Source organism: Streptococcus mitis B6, from assembly GCF_000027165.1.
Taxonomy (GTDB): domain Bacteria; phylum Bacillota; class Bacilli; order Lactobacillales; family Streptococcaceae; genus Streptococcus; species Streptococcus mitis_AR.
Genome location: NC_013853.1, coordinates 271,498 through 287,900 on the forward strand (window position 1 = coordinate 271,498; position 16,403 = coordinate 287,900).

Here is a 16,403-nt window from a genome sequence, read left to right on the forward strand (position 1 = left end):
TTGCAAGCTGGTCATACTCTTCGAAAATCAAATTCAAACCACGTCAGCTTCGCCTTGCCGTATATATTGTTACTGACTTCGTCAGTTTCATCTACAACCTCAAAACAGTGTTTTGAGCTGACTTCGTCAGTTTCATCTACAACCTCAAAGCAGTGCTTTGAGCAACCTACGGCTAGCTTCCTAGTTTGCTCTTTGATTTTCATTGAGTATCAGTATAGGTTATAAGAATAAATCTTGCAGGGTTTTGGCAACCCCATCTTGGTCATTTGTCAAGGAAATTTGCTCATCTGCATAAGGGAGTAGCTCTGGGTTGGCATTTTTCATGGCATAGCCCATTCCAGCAAAAGCGAGCATTTCGGTATCGTTGTGCTCATCTCCAAAGGCAATCAAATCTTTTTTGTCACGGTTCATTACCTTGAGCAAGTAGTCCAAAGCGAAGGCCTTATTGACTCCTTTGGGTGTACACTCAAGGATATTGAGCGGACCTCCCCAGGTATTGATAGACAGTTGATGCTGGTAGAAGGCGTTCATTTCTTTTGCCAAGGCATACTTGTCGCTGGCTCTGGTCTGCAAGAGAATACAGTTAGGGTTCTTGGTCACCAATTCAGGCTGAAATTGATTTTCAGGCTGGAAAGCTTCTACGCCAAATAGTTTGGGATTGGCAATTTCTTCATTAGGATTTGTAATGTAGAATTTTTTACGGTATTCTCCAGCGATAAAATCTGCTTGAATGTCCTCTGAACGTCGAACCATGTCTAGCAGATATTTTTTGTCTACAGTTAAACACTTTTCAAAGTCCCAAACTTGATCTGGTAAATGAGTAAGGGAGCCGTTGAAATTAATCATAGGAGTGTCTAAGCTAAGTTCACGGTAGAAATCTTTTGACATTCGGTAAGGGCGACCGGTCGTAATAATAATCTGATGGCCTTTTTCAGCAACTTTTTTAATGGTTTCTTTGGTAAAGTCAGAAATTTGACTGTCTGAGTTGAGCAGGGTTCCATCTAGGTCAACTGCAATAATTTTTTTCGTCATAGGGACCTTTCTAGTGTCTTTTCAGATAAGATGTCTACTATTATAACAGAAAGCAGGTAGAAAAGCAGATTCGAAACAAAAAATGAAATTTCATCAAATTCTTAAATAAATCAAACAAAGATATTGAAAAAGTGAATGATAAATGATATAATTCTATTATTGTTCGTAAAAATTAAAAGGAGATTGATAATGGACAAATTATTTAAACTAAAAGAGAACGGTACAGACGTTCGTACAGAGGTTCTCGCTGGTTTAACAACTTTCTTTGCAATGAGCTATATTCTCTTTGTAAACCCACAAATTCTTTCGCAAACAGGAATGCCTGCTCAGGGTGTATTCCTTGCAACGATTATCGGTGCAGTAGCAGGAACCTTGATGATGGCCTTCTATGCTAACCTGCCATACGCTCAAGCGCCAGGTATGGGACTCAATGCCTTCTTTACCTTTACAGTCGTATTCGGACTTGGTTATTCATGGCAAGAAGCCCTAGCTATGGTCTTCATCTGTGGAATTATCTCATTGATTATTACCTTGACAAATGTTCGTAAAATGATCATTGAATCGATTCCAAACGCTCTTCGCTCAGCCATTTCAGCTGGTATCGGTGTCTTTCTTGCCTACGTAGGGATTAAGAATGCTGGGCTTTTGAAATTCTCTATCGATCCAGGAAATTACACGGTTGCAGGAGAAGGGGCTGACAAGGCTCAAGCAGCGATTACAGCAAATGCTTCAGCAGTTCCAGGATTGGTTAGCTTTAATAATCCAGCTGTTTTGGTGGCTCTTGCAGGACTTGCCATTACTATCTTTTTTGTTATCAAAGGGATTAAAGGGGGAATTATTCTCTCTATCTTGACAACGACTGTTCTTGCTATCGCAGTTGGTTTGGTAGATTTGTCTAGTATCGATTTTGCTAATAACCATGTTGGTGCAGCCTTTGAAGACTTGAAGACAGTCTTTGGTGCAGCTCTTGGTTCAGAAGGTTTGGGAGCTTTGATTTCAGATACAGCTCGCTTGCCTGAAACTCTGATGGCCATTCTTGCCTTCTCATTGACAGATATTTTTGATACGATTGGTACCTTGATCGGTACAGGTGAGAAAGTTGGTATCGTAGCGACAAATGGTGAAAATCACCAATCAGCTAAGTTGGACAAGGCTCTTTACTCTGACTTGATCGGTACTTCAATTGGTGCCATCGCAGGTACTTCAAACGTAACGACTTATGTTGAGTCTGCTGCTGGTATCGGTGCAGGTGGACGTACTGGTTTGACAGCCTTGGTTGTAGCTATCTGTTTTGCGATCTCAAGCTTCTTTAGCCCACTTCTAGCGATTGTACCAACAGCCGCTACAGCTCCAATCTTGATTATCGTTGGGATTATGATGTTGGCTAGCTTGAAAAATATCCATTGGGATGATATGTCAGAAGCAGTTCCTGCTTTCTTCACATCTATCTTTATGGGGTTCAGCTACTCTATCACTCAAGGGATTGCAGTTGGTTTCTTGACTTACACTTTGACTAAGCTTGTCAAAGGTCAAGCTAAAGATGTTCATGTCATGATTTGGATTTTGGATGCCTTGTTTATCCTTAACTACATCAGCATGGCCTTATAATAGGATAACCCAGGGGGATTTTCCCCCTTTTTTAATACAAAGGAGATGAATGATGGAAGAGAAAAGTATGTGGAAAGAATTGTTGAATCGTGCAGGTTGGCTGTTAATCTTCTTTCTGGCGACAATTTTATATCAGATTCCTGTAGGGGTTACTGCTATTTTAACTTTAAATGCAGTACCACTGTTGCAGTCAGGACTGATAGTTGCAGGAATTTCGATTGTGATTCTGGTGCTGTTTATTATTGGAGCTCGTAAAACGCAATTAGCAAGTTTTAATTTTTCTTTTTTTAGAGCTAAGGACCTAGCACGATTGGGATTAAGTTATTTAGTCATTATCTGTTCAAATATACTTGGTTCTATCTTGTTACAACTGTCAAATGAGACGACAACAGCTAACCAGTCTCAGATTAACGATTTGGTTCAGAATAGTTCTCTGATTTCCAGTTTCTTCTTGTTGGCCTTGCTTGCTCCAATTTGTGAGGAAATCTTGTGCCGTGGGATTGTTCCTAAAAAGATTTTCCGAGGAAAAGAGAACTTGGGATTTGTAGTCGGTACGGTTGTGTTTGCTTTATTGCATCAACCAAGTAATTTACCTTCTTTATTGATTTATGGAGGTATGTCGATCGTTCTGTCTTGGACGGCTTACAAGACCCAACGTTTGGAAATGTCTATCTTACTTCACATGATTGTTAATGGGGTTGTTTTCTGTTTGTTGACTCTCGTGGTAATTTTGAGTCGGACATTAGGGATTTCTGTTTAATACTCAATGAAAATCAAAGAGCAAACTAGGAAACTAGCCGCAGGCTGTACTTAAGTACGGCAAGGCGACGTTGACGCGGTTTGAATTTGATTTTCGAAGAGTATAAGATTATTGACAATTGCTTACTTGTTTTCTACTGGGAAAAAGATGAATGCAATCGTGTACATCTTTTTCTTTTTATGGTAAAATAGAGAAATAATATGGTGAAAAGCCTTGAGGGAGTGACCGATATGTCAAGTAAAGCCAATCATGCAAAGACAGCTATTTGCGGAATTATCAATGTAACCCCAGATTCCTTTTCGGACGGTGGTCAATTTTTTGCTCTTGAGCAGGCACTCCAGCAGGCTCGTAAATTGATAGAAGAAGGGGCTAGCATGCTAGATATCGGCGGAGAATCGACTCGGCCGGGAAGTAGCTATAGCTATGTTGAGATAGAAGAGGAAATCCAGCGTGTTGTTCCAGTGATTAAAGCGATTCGCAAGGAAAGTGATGTCCTCATTTCTATCGATACTTGGAAAAGTCAGGTGGCAGAGGCTGCTTTGGCTGCTGGTGCCAATCTAGTCAATGATATCACTGGTCTTATGGGTGATGAAAAAATGGCCCATGTGGTAGCTGAAGCGAGAGCGCAAGTGGTCATCATGTTTAATCCAGTCATGGCTCGACCTCAGCATCCTAGCTCGCTTATATTTCCTCATTTTGGTTTTGGTCAAGCTTTTACAGAAAAAGAGTTAGCTGACTTTGAAACATTGCCAATCGAAGACTTGATGGAGGCTTTCTTTATACGAGCACTAGCGATAGCAGAGGAAGCTGGTATTGCTCAAGAAAACATCCTGCTGGATCCAGGAATTGGCTTTGGTCTGACCAAGAAAGAAAATCTGCTTCTTTCACGGGACCTGGATAAACTACATCAGAAAGGCTATCCAATCTTTCTCGGAGTTTCGCGCAAGCGATTTGTCATCAATATCCTAGAGGAGAATGGTTTTGAAGTCAATCCTGAGACAGAACTTGGTTTCCGCAATCGGGACACGGCCTCTGCTCATGTAACCAGTATCGCTGCGAGACAGGGTGTAGAAGTGGTGCGCGTGCATGACGTAGCTAGTCACAGGATGGCAGTTGAAATTGCCTCTGCCATTCGTCTGGCTGATGAAGCGGAAAATTTAGATTTAAAACAATATAAATAAGATGAAAGAATTTGAAAACAATCAGTGGATTGCCCACTATCGGACGGATCAACCGCATTTTGGCTTGGAACGAATGGTGGAACTGTTAGCTTTGCGTGGCAATCCCCATCTCAAACTCAAGGTCATCCATATCGGAGGGACTAACGGCAAGGGTTCGACCATTGCTTTTTTGAAAAATCTGCTAGAAAAGCTAGGGCTGAGAGTTGGCGTGTTTAGCTCGCCCTATCTCATTCATTACACAGATCAGATTAGCATCAATGGGAAATCCATTCCCGAGACTAGACTCGAAACTCTCATGGCAGACTATCAGTCTTTGCTGGAGGGGGGAGCAGCCGCTAGTTTACAGGGCACAACCGAGTTTGAGATTATCACAGCCATAGCCTATGACTACTTTGCTTCAGAGCAAGTAGATGTGGCTATCATGGAAGTCGGCATGGGTGGTCTTTTAGATAGTACCAATGTCTGTCAGCCCATTTTGACAGGAATTACGACTATTGGATTGGACCATGTAGCCCTTTTAGGTGACACCTTGGGAGCCATAGCAGAGCAGAAGGCAGGTATTATCAAACAAGGAATTCCATTGGTGACAGGTCACATCGCTCCAGAAGCCTTGGCTGTGATTGACTGCATTGCGGAAGGGAAAGATGCGCCGAGACTTGCCTACGGGAAAGATTATCAGGTCAGTCACCAAGAGAGTGTGGTGACAGGCGAGGTCTTTGATTATGCAAGTGCTGTCAGGCAAGGGCGCTTCCAGACAGGTTTACTTGGTTTGTACCAGATAGAGAATGCTGGGATGGCCATAGCTTTACTTGATACTTTTTGTCAAGAAGATGGTCGAGAGTTACCAGCTAATACTTTGCTTGCTCAAGCCCTGGAAGAAACAAGTTGGCCAGGGCGTTTGGAAGTTGTGTCAAGAGACCCCCTGATGATTTTGGATGGGGCCCACAATCCTCATGCTATCAAGGCTTTAATAGCAACCTTGCAAGAACGCTTTGCGGATTATCGTAAGGAAATCCTCTTTACCTGCATCAAAACCAAGGCCTTGGAAGATATGTTGGACTTGCTGGGGGCCATGCCAGATACCGAGCTTACCCTGACACATTTTGACGATAGTCGGGCGACTGATGAAAGCGTGCTGAAAGAGGCAGCTAAGTCTAGAAATCTCAGCTACCAAGATTGGCAGAATTTTCTAGAGCAGAAATTGACAGATAAAAAAGAAGAGAAACAAACAGTTAGGATTGTCACAGGTTCCTTGTATTTCTTGAGCCAAGTGAGAGCCTATCTGATGGAGAGGAAAAACGAGAATGGATACACAAAAGATTGAAGCAGCTGTAAAAATGATTATCGAGGCTGTAGGAGAGGACGTTAATCGCGAGGGCTTGCAGGGAACACCTGCTCGCGTAGCCCGTATGTACCAAGAGATTTTTTCAGGTCTTGGTCAAACAGCAGAGGAACATTTGTCAAAATCCTTTGAGATTATTGACGATAATATGGTGGTAGAAAAGGATATCTTTTTCCACACCATGTGTGAGCACCACTTCTTGCCATTTTATGGTAGAGCGCACATTGCCTACATTCCAGATGGCCGTGTGGCAGGCTTGTCTAAGCTAGCCCGTACGGTTGAAGTTTATTCGAAAAAACCACAAATTCAAGAACGTTTGAATATCGAAGTGGCCGATGCCTTGATGGACTATCTAGGTGCTAAAGGAGCCTTTGTTGTCATTGAGGCGGAACATATGTGTATGAGCATGCGTGGTGTCAGAAAACCAGGCACTGCAACCTTGACGACAGTAGCTCGTGGTCTATTTGAAACAGATAAGGACCTTCGAGATCAAGCTTATCGTTTAATGGGACTATAATACTCTTCGAAAATCTCTTCAAACCACGTCAGCTTCCATCTGCAACCTCAAAACAGTGTTTTGAGCAGCCTGCAGCTAGCTTTCTAGTTTGAACTTTGATTTTCATTGAGTATAAAAAGAATCCGCTTTGGGCGGATTTTTCTAGAAAGGACTACTTATGGATCAACTGCAGATTAAGGATTTGGAAATTTTTGCTTATCATGGTCTTTTTCCTAGTGAGAAAGAATTGGGGCAGAAGTTTGTTATTTCCGCAATCCTATCCTATGATATGACTAAGGCGGCTACAGACTTGGATTTGACAGCTTCTGTCCATTATGGAGAACTGTGTCAGCAGTGGACGACTTGGTTTCAGGAAACGAGTGAAGATTTGATTGAAACGGTAGCTTATAAACTGGTGGAACGTACTTTTGAGGCTTATCCTCTTGTCCAAGAAATTCAGCTGGAACTGAAAAAACCTTGGGCGCCAGTGCATTTGCCACTAGATACTTGCTCGGTAACCATTCATCGCCGCAAGCAGCGGGCCTTTATCGCCCTAGGAAGCAATATGGGGGATAAGTCAGCCAACTTGAAGCAAGCCATTGAGAAAATGCGAAATCGAGGTATCCATATTCTCAAAGAGTCCAGTGTCTTGACGACGGAGCCTTGGGGAGGTGTCGAGCAAGATAGCTTTGCTAATCAAGTGGTTGAGGTTGAAACCTGGTTGCCGGCTCCAGTGCTATTAGAGACCTTGTTAGCCATTGAGTCAGAGATGGGACGGGTGAGAGAAGTACATTGGGGGCCTCGTTTGATTGATTTGGACTTGCTCTTTGTGGAGGACCAGGTTATTTATACAGATGACCTTATCTTGCCTCATCCTTACATAGCGGAACGCCTTTTTGTCCTTGAGTCCTTACAGGAAATTGCGCCTCATTTTATCCATCCTACCTTAAAGCAATCGATCCGTAACTTGTATAATGCTTTGAAAAAATAGAAAAACTCTAGCCTTCAGTCGTTTGTAACTGAAGGCTAGAGTTTTTAAAATAGGTCATTTTCTTCTGGGAGGAGGATAGTTTCTCTACCGTCCATGTCTAAAACCAGTACTCTTGGCGGATAAAGAGGGTCAAAAGGATGGTTAAAGTCAAAATCAATAGCTGTAGGGAGGTGTTGACTTGAAAAATGGAAGGTAATTTTTCCTTGGTTATTAAGCAATTGAAACTCGAGTTCTTCTTCCAATTCAAAGACATTTTTTAAGAAGTGGTCGATGATATACCAAAAAGAGTCAATGACATCATCAGGCAAGCTGGTAACAATGCCAAAACTAGCAGACCGCATGTGGGTATTGGTAAAAGCCATATCTTTGCCTCCTTTCTTTTCCATTATCATACAGCAAATAGGATTAAAAATCAAGAAAAGGCGATTTTTTCTTCATAAACATAGTTTTCTATGAAATTTTTTCAAACAATCTTCAAAAAATGCTTGAAAGTGTTTACAAATAGTGATAAAATGGAATAAGTAGAATCATGAAAACGAAATTTTCATACCGTCTCTTTTTTGGAGTTTCGTGAGGTATGATATAGAAAGGAAATGGAATGAATACAGACGATACAGTAACGATTTATGATGTCGCCCGTGAAGCAGGAGTTTCAATGGCGACAGTTAGCCGTGTAGTCAATGGCAATAAGAATGTAAAAGAGAATACTCGAAAAAAAGTGCTTGAGGTGATTGACCGTTTGGATTACCGTCCAAATGCAGTGGCGCGTGGTCTTGCAAGTAAAAAGACAACCACTGTCGGTGTCGTGATCCCAAATATTACCAATGGTTATTTCTCAACGCTTGCTAAAGGGATTGATGATATCGCTGAAATGTACAAGTACAATATTGTTCTTGCAAATAGTGATGAGGATGATGACAAGGAAGTTTCAGTTGTCAATACACTGTTTTCTAAGCAAGTGGATGGTATCATCTTTATGGGCTACCACTTGACTGAAAAAATTCGTTCAGAGTTTTCTCGTTCTCGAACACCAGTTGTTCTTGCAGGGACAGTGGATGTAGAACATCAGCTTCCAAGTGTCAATATTGACTACAAACAAGCAACGATCGATGCAGTAACCTACCTTGCTAAAGAAAATGAGCGTATTGCTTTCGTAAGCGGTCCACTAGTGGATGATATCAATGGTAAGGTTCGTTTGGTTGGTTACAAGGAAGCCTTGAAAAAAGCAGGGATTTCTTATAGCGAAGGATTGGTATTTGAATCTAAATACACTTATGAAGATGGCTATGCTTTGGCAGAACGCTTGATTTCATCAAATGCAACTGCAGCAGTTGTAACAGGTGATGAATTGGCAGCAGGTGTCTTGAACGGACTTGCTGATAAGGGTGTGTCTGTGCCAGAAGAGTTTGAAATCATTACTAGTGATGATTCACAAATCTCACGCTTTACCCGTCCAAACTTGACAACTATTGCCCAACCTCTTTATGACCTTGGTGCCATTAGCATGCGTATGTTGACTAAGATTATGCACAAGGAAGAGTTGGAAGAACGTGAAGTTCTCTTACCTCATGGTTTGACAGAACGTCGTTCAACACGAAAACGGAAATAGAAAAAATCAGGGAATCGTGAAGATTTCCTGATTTTGCTTTCTGGAGAAGAGACTTAGCCTTCCATATAGTCTTTCAAAGCCTGTTCTGTTAGTCCGGCATTGAGGGCAATGAGGAGTTTCAAGCGAGCTTTTTGGGCATTGAGTTCTTTAACAAAGAAGACACCTGCCTTTTGCAACTGCACGCCCCCACCTTGGTAGGCATAAACAGGCTCGGCAATACCGTTAAAGCATCGTGAAACCAGAGCGACTGGGATTCCTTTTTGCAGAAGGCTTTCTAATTTTTGAGCCGTTTCTTTGGGAATATTACCAGCTCCGAATGCTTGGATAATCAAACCGTCCAGTTGTTCCAAATCCAGCATATCAATCAGCTCATCTGTCATACCAGCATAAGCAGAGATGATAGGTACCAAGCCTTGTATGTGATCAAGGTCAAAGCGAACACGAGGTTCAGCTGTTTTGAAGTAGAGGATTTCCTGTTTCATGATGAGACCAAGGGGGCCGTGAGTAGGAGTTTGGAAGGTACTGACATTGGTCGTATGTGTTTTGGTAACATACTTGGCAGCGTGGATCTCATCGTTCATAACAACCAAAACCCCTTTGTCCGCAGCCCTGTCATCGCTAGCTACCCGCAAAGCACTCAAATAATTATAAACACCATCACTGCCGAGTTCGTTGGAGCTGCGCATGGCCCCTGTTAGAACGATAGGAATATGGGGAACTTCCATGGTATCAAGGAAATAGGCTGTTTCCTCTAAAGTATCGGTCCCGTGTGTGATCACCACTCCATCGTAGTTATCTGCTTCCTCTTTAATTTTCTGGTAGAGGGCCAGCATATGTTTGGGCTTGATATGGGGGCTTGGCAGGTTAAAAAAGTCCAAGGAGTGGACTTGGATTCCTTCAAGTGGGTTGGACACATGGTTCATGGGATTATCTGAACTTGTCACAACAGCGCCAGAAGCATCGGCCTGCATGGAAATAGTCCCACCCGTATGTAAAACAAGGATTTTCTTAGGCATGATTTACTCACTCTTTCTGAAATGTGGTATAATCATTGTATCACAAAAGGGGAGATTGGGATAGGATGGAAGTCAAAGCTGTTTTTTTTGATATCGATGGAACCTTGGTCAACGATCGCAAGAGTGTTTTGAAATCCACTAAGGACGCGATTAAAATCGTCAAAGAGCAAGGGGTACTTGTCGGCGTAGCGACAGGTCGAGGACCTTTTTTCGTTAAGGAATTGATGGACGATTTGGATTTGGATTTTGCGGTAACCTACAATGGCCAGTATATCTTTAATAAAGACAAAGTCTTATTCACGAGCCCTATTTCCAAGTTACATTTGCGCCAGCTCATTACGTATGCTAAAAAAGAGGGCAAGGAGATTGCCCTAGGGACCAAGGATGCCATGTTGGGTTCCAAAATCATGTCCTTTAGTTTGGGTTCTTTTTCCCAACGAATCAGTCGCTTCGTTCCCTCTGTTTTAACTCGGACGGTGAGTCATTCCTTTAATCGTATGGTCAGCAAGGTTGTTCCCCAAAAGGAAGAAGACCTACTTGATCTAATGAATCAGCCTATCTACCAAGTTTTGATGCTGATGACGCCAGAAGAATCTGAGAAGGCGGCAGCTGATTTTGAAGATTTGAAATTGACACGTAGTAATCCATTTGCAGCGGATGTCATCAATCAAGGGAATTCTAAATTGGAAGGCATACGCCGAGTCGGGAAAGAATATGGTTTTGATCTCAACCAAGTCATGGCCTTTGGTGACTCAGATAACGACCTAGAAATGCTGGCGGGTGTCGGTATGTCGGTCGCTATGGGAAATGGTAGTAGCAGTGTCAAGGAAGTTGCCAAGCATATCACAACCAGCAATCAGCAAGACGGAATCCACAAGGCCTTGGAACATTTTGGTGTTCTAGCTTCAGAAAAAGTCTTTGTCAGTCGTGACTATCATTTCAATAAGGTCAAGACCTTCCACCATATGATGGATGAACGAACCCAAGAAGAACCTCGAGCTTGGGATTTAGAAGGTGCAACCCATAGGGCTAGCTTTAAAATAGAAGAATTGGTGGAGTTTGTTCGAGCAGCTAGTCCTTCGGAAGAGGATTTTGGTCAAGCCCTATCGCAACTTCATCAAGCTCTTGATAAGGCAGCAGATAAGGTAGCCAAGAAGACGCCTGCTCAGCAAGATTTGGTGGGGCAAGTGGATGCTTTGATTGATACGCTTTACTTCACCTATGGTAGTTTTGTCTTGATGGGGGTCGACCCAGAACGTATTTTTGACATTGTCCATCAGGCCAATATGGGGAAAATTTTCCCAGATGGCAAGGCTCATTTTGATCCAGTGACCCATAAAATCTTAAAACCAGATGATTGGGAAGAAAAATATGCTCCAGAACCTGCCATTAAACAGGAACTGCAGCGCCAGCTCAAGGCTTATGAACGTCATAAAGAGAGAAATAATACTCAATGAAAATCAAAGAGCAAACTAGGAAACTAGCCGCAGGCTGCTCAAAGCACTGCTTTGAGGTTGTAGATGAAACTGACGAAGTCAGCTCAAAACACTGTTTTGAGGTTGCAGATGGAAGTTGACGTGGTTTGAAGTATAAATAGTAAACAAAAAGGAGCGCTGAGCTCCTTTTCTTGATGATTACAAGGTTTTTTCTTGTTCTCTCACCACCAGCAAATCAACTTTAGCATGGCGGAGGATGTATTCAGATGAAGAACCGACCAAGAGGCGTTCAAAGGCGTTGAGACCAGTGGCGCCAACGAGGATGAGGTCCACTTCTTCTGCATCTGGAATAGTACGTGCCAGTAGGGTCTTTGGATTTCCCATTTCAATGACGATGTGAATATTTGCCACACCAGCATCTTTAGCACGTTTTTCGTACTCTTTCATCAGACTTTCAGCGTCGACTTGGAGTTCTTCATAAACTTCAGCATCAAAGGTGGATACGCTTTGGAGAGCGCGTGTGTCAATGACATGTGCGATGGTGAGTTTAGCGTCGTTTCGTAGAGCAGAATGAACTCCCTTGACAAAAGCCAAGTCCGCTTCTTTAGAACCATCGATTGCGACCATGATATTTTGGTAACGTTGTGCCATAATGAAACCTCCTGAAATTTTCTTACTATCATTGTAAACCTTTTCACTATATAAGTAAAGCAAAAAGGTATTTTTTAAAAGAATATTAGCACTTAAAATCTATATAAATATATGATAAAATAAAAGAAAGGATAGCAGGAAAGAAGTGAAGGGAGGGAGAATGATGAAGCACTCTTTTCAAGAAACAAAAAATTCAAATTTCCTTTATTATGGAATCATCCTAGTTTCAGTCTTGCTAGAAGTGATCATGGTCTGGCAATTAGAGAAGCTAATTCCGCTTCTCTATCCAGGTTTTGTTGGCTTTTTAGTCTTTCACCTACTCTACCATTTTCTATTATTCCTGGTTGCAAAACGAAGTGGGCGTCGGGGTTACTTGATGATATGGGGACTTTTCCTCATGTTTAATCTTCTTTATGACTCCTTTCTAGGCTTGCTTTTTCTAGGTTTATCTTTTGGTATGTGATGTGTCTTTCGCAAAATACCTGCTATCTTCCCTGTTTGACCTCGCTTTTAGCGAGGTTTTTCTTCTGTGGGATTTTAGTAACACATTTCAGTAAACTTGTCGCATTTTCTTTCTAGTGGTATAATGTTACTATCCTGATGAATTGAGGAAACAAGATGAAAGAATATAACAAGTCTAGTAAGTTAGAGCATGTTGCTTATGATATCCGTGGTCCTGTTTTGGAAGAAGCCATGCGGATGCGAGCAAACGGAGAAAAGATTTTACGTCTGAATACAGGAAATCCAGCAGAATTTGGTTTTACAGCGCCAGACGAGGTCATTCATGACTTGATTATGAATGCGCGTGATAGTGAAGGGTATTCTGACTCCAAAGGAATTTTCTCAGCCCGTAAGGCTATCATGCAGTATTGCCAATTGAAGAAATTTCCAAACGTAGATATTGATGATATTTACCTTGGAAATGGTGTCAGCGAGTTGATTGTTATGTCCATGCAGGGACTTTTAGACAATGGAGATGAGGTCTTAGTTCCAATGCCAGACTATCCTCTCTGGACAGCGGCTGTCAGCCTAGCTGGAGGAAATGCCGTTCACTATATCTGTGATGAAGCTGCAGAATGGTACCCAGATATTGACGATATCAAGTCAAAAATCACTTCCAATACCAAGGCAATCGTCCTTATCAATCCAAATAATCCAACTGGAGCCCTTTATCCTAAGGAACTCTTGTTGGAGATTATTGAGATTGCCCGTCAAAACGATTTGATCATCTTTGCGGATGAAATTTACGATCGCATGGTAATGGATGGACATGTGCATACGCCTGTGGCGAGCTTGGCACCAGATGTCTTCTGTGTTAGCATGAATGGTCTATCAAAATCCCACCGTATCGCTGGTTTCCGTGTAGGTTGGATGGTCTTGTCTGGTCCTAAGACACACGTTAAAGGCTATATAGAAGGGCTCAATATGCTTTCCAATATGCGCCTTTGCTCTAATGTTTTGGCTCAACAAGTCGTACAAACTTCCTTGGGGGGTCACCAATCAGTTGATGAAATGCTCCTTCCTGGTGGACGAATTTACGAGCAAAGAAATTTCATCTACAATGCTATTCAAGAAATTCCAGGTCTCTCTGCTGTTAAACCCAAGGCTGGACTCTATATCTTCCCTAAAATCGACCGCAATATGTATCGTATCGATGATGATGAGCAGTTTGTCCTTGATTTCTTGAAGCAGGAAAAGGTTCTCTTGGTTCATGGTCGAGGCTTCAACTGGCAGGAACCAGACCACTTCCGTATTGTTTACCTTCCTCGTGTTGATGAACTAGCCCAAATCCAAGAAAAGATGACTCGTTTCTTGAAACAGTATCGTAGATAGGGCTTACATTCGAAAAAGCTGGAAACATTTGCCTAGAGCTATTGACAAAAGTGAAAGAATCAGATAGAATAGTAAAGTATGTTTAGTAACTGATCACTTTATAGCCGGCTAAACGAATACAAAATCTATGAGGAGGTATTCATCGTGAAACGTACTTATCAACCAAGTAAACTTCGTCGTGCGCGCAAACACGGATTCCGTAACCGTATGTCAACTAAAAACGGTCGTCGCGTATTGGCAGCTCGTCGTCGTAAAGGACGCAAAGTTTTGGCTGCATAATCCAAACGAACCATAACAAAAATCAGTAGGAACTCGAGTCTACTGATTTTTATTTTTGTAAAAAAGTTCAAAAAGGCTTTATATTTTTGCTTAAATAGTGTATAATATTTCACATACTGTAAAAAATGGAGAATAATCATGAAGAAATCAAAAGTTATGCTTTTTGGAGCTATGGCTTTGACAGCAGGTCTAGCTCTAGCGGCATGCGGGTCATCCCAATCAAGTAATGCAGACAAGACTTACTCTTATATCTTTGTCAGCAACCCTGATACCTTGGATTACATTACCTCTACACGAGATTCTACATCTAGTATCACAGCCAACTTGATTGATGGATTGTTGGAAAATGACCAGTATGGCAATCTCATCCCATCTATGGCTGAGTCATGGACAGTGTCAAAAGATGGCTTGACTTATACTTATAAGATCCGTCAGGGAGCTAAATGGTACACTTCTGAAGGAGAAGAGTATGCAGATGTAACGGCTCATGACTTTGTGACTGGTCTCAAGTATGCGGCTGATAAAAAGGCTGAAAACTTGTACTTGGTACAAGACTCTATCAAGGGTCTAGCAGACTATGTTGAAGGGAAATCATCTGATTTTGGAACTGTTGGTGTTAAGGCAGTGGATGATTACACTCTACAATACACTCTCAACCAACCTGAGACTTATTGGAACTCTAAAACAACAGCAAGTATCCTTAATCCTGTAAATGAAGCCTTCTTGAAGTCTAAGGGAGATGACTTTGGAAGCGTAACACCATCAAGTATCTTGTCAAATGGTCCTTACTTGTTTAAATCTTTCTCATCAAAATCTTTGATTGAGTTTGATAAAAACCCTAATTACTGGGATAAGGACAATGTTAAAATTGAGAAAGTGAAACTTTCTTTCTTTGACGGTTCTGACCAAGACAGCATTGCTAGAGGTTTCTTGGATGGTAACTATACAGACGGCCGTATTTTCCCAACCAGTTCAGTCTTTGCTGAACTTAAGAAGGGCAATGAGGACAAGATTACCTACACACCACAAAACTCAGTTACTTTCTACTATCTTTTCAACGTCAATCGTCAAAGTTACAAGCAGACTATGAAACAGTCTGATAAGGAAAAGACAGATTCACGCGCAGCTATGCAGAATAAAGATTTCCGTCAGGCCATCAACTTTGCCTTTGACCGTCATGCCTATGCAGCACAGACAAATGGTGAAGATGGAGCAGACCGTATCTTGCGTAACACAGTTACACCAAGTAACTTTGTCCAAGTTGGCGATAAGAACTTTGGTGACATTGTCAATGAGAAAATTGTCAACTACGGTAAAGATTGGGCAAATATTAACCTAAACGATGGTAAGCAAGCCTTCTTGAACCCTGACAAGGCCAAAGAGAAATTTGCTAAGGCCAAAGAAAGTCTGCAAGCTCAAGGAGTAACCTTCCCAATTCATTTGGATATGCCAGTTGACCAGACTGCTAAGTTGGATGTGCAACAGGCTGGATCTTTCAAACAAACAGTGGAAGAAACTCTTGGTAAGGAGAATGTGGTTATTGATGTTATCCAACTTTCTCCAGATGAAAAAGACCAGGCAACCTACTTTGCAGATACAGCAGAACAAAAAGACTATGATATTGACATCTCAGGATGGGGTGGAGACTACTCAGATCCTAAGACTTACCTAGCCATCCTTGATCCAGAGACAGGTTCTCAGTTGAAAAACATGGGCTTGTCTGAAGGAAAAGACAAGGAAGTTAAGGACAAGATTGGTCTTGCTGACTATAAGAAACTCTTGGATCAGGCTGATGCGGAAATCACAGATACTCAAGCTCGCTATGAAAAATATGCTGAAGCCCAAGCTTGGTTGACAGATAGCGCCCTCTTCCTACCAGTTCAAAGTGGTGGAGCTAATCCAATCTTCCGTAAGACTGTACCGTTTACAGGCCCATTCTCATTCGTTGGGAATAAAGGAAATGCTGACAACTACAAATATGTTGAATTGCAAAAAGAGCCAGTAACCGCTAAACAGTACCAAGAACTCTATGAAAAATGGCTGAAAGAAAAAGCTGAGTCAAATAAAAAAGCTCAGGAAGATTTAGCTAACCATATTCAATGATATTCCTAGTCATGCTTTTCAGTTAAGCATAGTGATAGGATTCAGAAAAAGGCCTTACCAGACGCT

General features: G+C 41.8%; 18 protein-coding genes. 13 read left to right on the forward strand and 5 right to left on the reverse strand.

What is annotated here, in order from left to right:
* Positions 1-11 precede the first annotated feature (11 nt).
* Both SMI_RS10710 and SMI_RS01440 read right to left on the reverse strand, forming a co-directional pair.
* On the reverse strand, positions 12-203 hold the full coding sequence (locus SMI_RS10710) for a hypothetical protein (protein ID WP_231840210.1): 192 nt from the start codon (positions 201-203) through the stop codon (positions 12-14).
* A 16-nt stretch (positions 204-219) separates the two neighbouring features.
* A complete protein-coding gene (locus SMI_RS01440) occupies positions 220-1,032 on the reverse strand; it encodes a Cof-type HAD-IIB family hydrolase (protein WP_000162342.1) in 813 nt (270 codons plus the stop codon).
* Positions 1,033-1,221: 189 nt separating this feature from the next.
* On the opposite strand from SMI_RS01440, the gene SMI_RS01445 reads away from it, so the two are divergent.
* The 6 genes from SMI_RS01445 (at position 1,222) to folK (ending at position 7,410) form a co-directional block, all read left to right on the forward strand.
* Positions 1,222-2,640 carry an NCS2 family permease gene (locus tag SMI_RS01445; RefSeq protein ID WP_000359256.1) on the forward strand — a complete coding sequence of 473 codons (1,419 nt, stop codon included), beginning with the start codon at positions 1,222-1,224 and terminating at the stop codon, positions 2,638-2,640.
* A 52-nt stretch (positions 2,641-2,692) separates the two neighbouring features.
* A complete protein-coding gene (locus SMI_RS01450) occupies positions 2,693-3,400 on the forward strand; it encodes a CPBP family intramembrane glutamic endopeptidase (RefSeq protein WP_000391627.1) in 708 nt (235 codons plus the stop codon).
* Between the two features lie 200 nt (positions 3,401-3,600).
* Entirely contained in the window at positions 3,601-4,581 is a 981-nt protein-coding gene (gene folP, locus SMI_RS01455; protein WP_000240961.1) for a dihydropteroate synthase, read from the forward strand.
* Between the two features lies 1 nt (position 4,582).
* A complete protein-coding gene (locus SMI_RS01460) occupies positions 4,583-5,905 on the forward strand; it encodes a bifunctional folylpolyglutamate synthase/dihydrofolate synthase (RefSeq protein ID WP_000657452.1) in 1,323 nt (440 codons plus the stop codon).
* Positions 5,886-6,440: a GTP cyclohydrolase I FolE gene (folE, locus tag SMI_RS01465; protein WP_000380923.1), complete on the forward strand. Its 555-nt coding sequence runs from the start codon at positions 5,886-5,888 to the stop codon at positions 6,438-6,440. Before SMI_RS01460 ends, folE begins: the two co-directional genes overlap by 20 nt.
* Positions 6,441-6,597: 157 nt before the next feature.
* On the forward strand, positions 6,598-7,410 hold the full coding sequence (gene folK / locus SMI_RS01470; protein WP_000372490.1) for a 2-amino-4-hydroxy-6-hydroxymethyldihydropteridine diphosphokinase: 813 nt from the start codon (positions 6,598-6,600) through the stop codon (positions 7,408-7,410).
* Positions 7,411-7,454: 44 nt separating this feature from the next.
* On the opposite strand, the gene SMI_RS01475 is transcribed toward folK, so the two are convergent.
* The gene (locus SMI_RS01475; protein WP_000886035.1) at positions 7,455-7,772 is read right to left on the reverse strand and encodes a DUF960 domain-containing protein; all 318 of its coding nucleotides are present in this window, start codon (positions 7,770-7,772) and stop codon (positions 7,455-7,457) included.
* A gap of 236 nt (positions 7,773-8,008) precedes the next feature.
* On the opposite strand from SMI_RS01475, the gene ccpA reads away from it, so the two are divergent.
* The gene (ccpA, locus tag SMI_RS01480; protein ID WP_001090627.1) at positions 8,009-9,019 is read left to right on the forward strand and encodes a catabolite control protein A; all 1,011 of its coding nucleotides are present in this window, start codon (positions 8,009-8,011) and stop codon (positions 9,017-9,019) included.
* A gap of 53 nt (positions 9,020-9,072) precedes the next feature.
* On the opposite strand, the gene SMI_RS01485 is transcribed toward ccpA, so the two are convergent.
* Complete coding sequence (locus SMI_RS01485; protein WP_001124787.1) at positions 9,073-10,035, reverse strand: asparaginase; 963 nt, start codon at positions 10,033-10,035, stop codon at positions 9,073-9,075.
* A gap of 65 nt (positions 10,036-10,100) precedes the next feature.
* On the opposite strand from SMI_RS01485, the gene SMI_RS01490 reads away from it, so the two are divergent.
* Positions 10,101-11,492 carry a Cof-type HAD-IIB family hydrolase gene (locus SMI_RS01490; RefSeq protein ID WP_000452107.1) on the forward strand — a complete coding sequence of 464 codons (1,392 nt, stop codon included), beginning with the start codon at positions 10,101-10,103 and terminating at the stop codon, positions 11,490-11,492.
* The gene (locus SMI_RS10910) at positions 11,489-11,611 is read left to right on the forward strand and encodes a hypothetical protein (protein ID WP_000693002.1); all 123 of its coding nucleotides are present in this window, start codon (positions 11,489-11,491) and stop codon (positions 11,609-11,611) included. Before SMI_RS01490 ends, SMI_RS10910 begins: the two co-directional genes overlap by 4 nt.
* 58 nt (positions 11,612-11,669) lie before the next feature.
* Here the strand turns inward: SMI_RS10910 and SMI_RS01495 are convergent, their stop codons facing one another.
* Complete coding sequence (locus SMI_RS01495; RefSeq protein WP_000079151.1) at positions 11,670-12,122, reverse strand: universal stress protein; 453 nt, start codon at positions 12,120-12,122, stop codon at positions 11,670-11,672.
* 160 nt (positions 12,123-12,282) lie between these two features.
* Between SMI_RS01495 and SMI_RS01500 the strand changes: the two genes are divergently transcribed.
* The 4 genes from SMI_RS01500 to SMI_RS01515 all read left to right on the forward strand — a co-directional run bounded on the left by SMI_RS01500 (position 12,283) and on the right by SMI_RS01515 (position 16,337).
* Positions 12,283-12,585, forward strand: a complete 303-nt coding sequence (locus SMI_RS01500; RefSeq protein ID WP_164925505.1) for a hypothetical protein — start codon at positions 12,283-12,285, stop codon at positions 12,583-12,585.
* A gap of 155 nt (positions 12,586-12,740) precedes the next feature.
* The gene (locus tag SMI_RS01505) at positions 12,741-13,955 is read left to right on the forward strand and encodes a pyridoxal phosphate-dependent aminotransferase (RefSeq protein ID WP_000666463.1); all 1,215 of its coding nucleotides are present in this window, start codon (positions 12,741-12,743) and stop codon (positions 13,953-13,955) included.
* A gap of 144 nt (positions 13,956-14,099) precedes the next feature.
* Positions 14,100-14,234, forward strand: a complete 135-nt coding sequence (gene rpmH, locus SMI_RS01510; protein WP_000831905.1) for a 50S ribosomal protein L34 — start codon at positions 14,100-14,102, stop codon at positions 14,232-14,234.
* Between the two features lie 138 nt (positions 14,235-14,372).
* Positions 14,373-16,337, forward strand: coding sequence for a peptide ABC transporter substrate-binding protein (locus tag SMI_RS01515; RefSeq protein ID WP_000748903.1), 1,965 nt, complete (start codon positions 14,373-14,375; stop codon positions 16,335-16,337).
* The last annotated feature ends 66 nt before the right edge of the window (positions 16,338-16,403 follow it).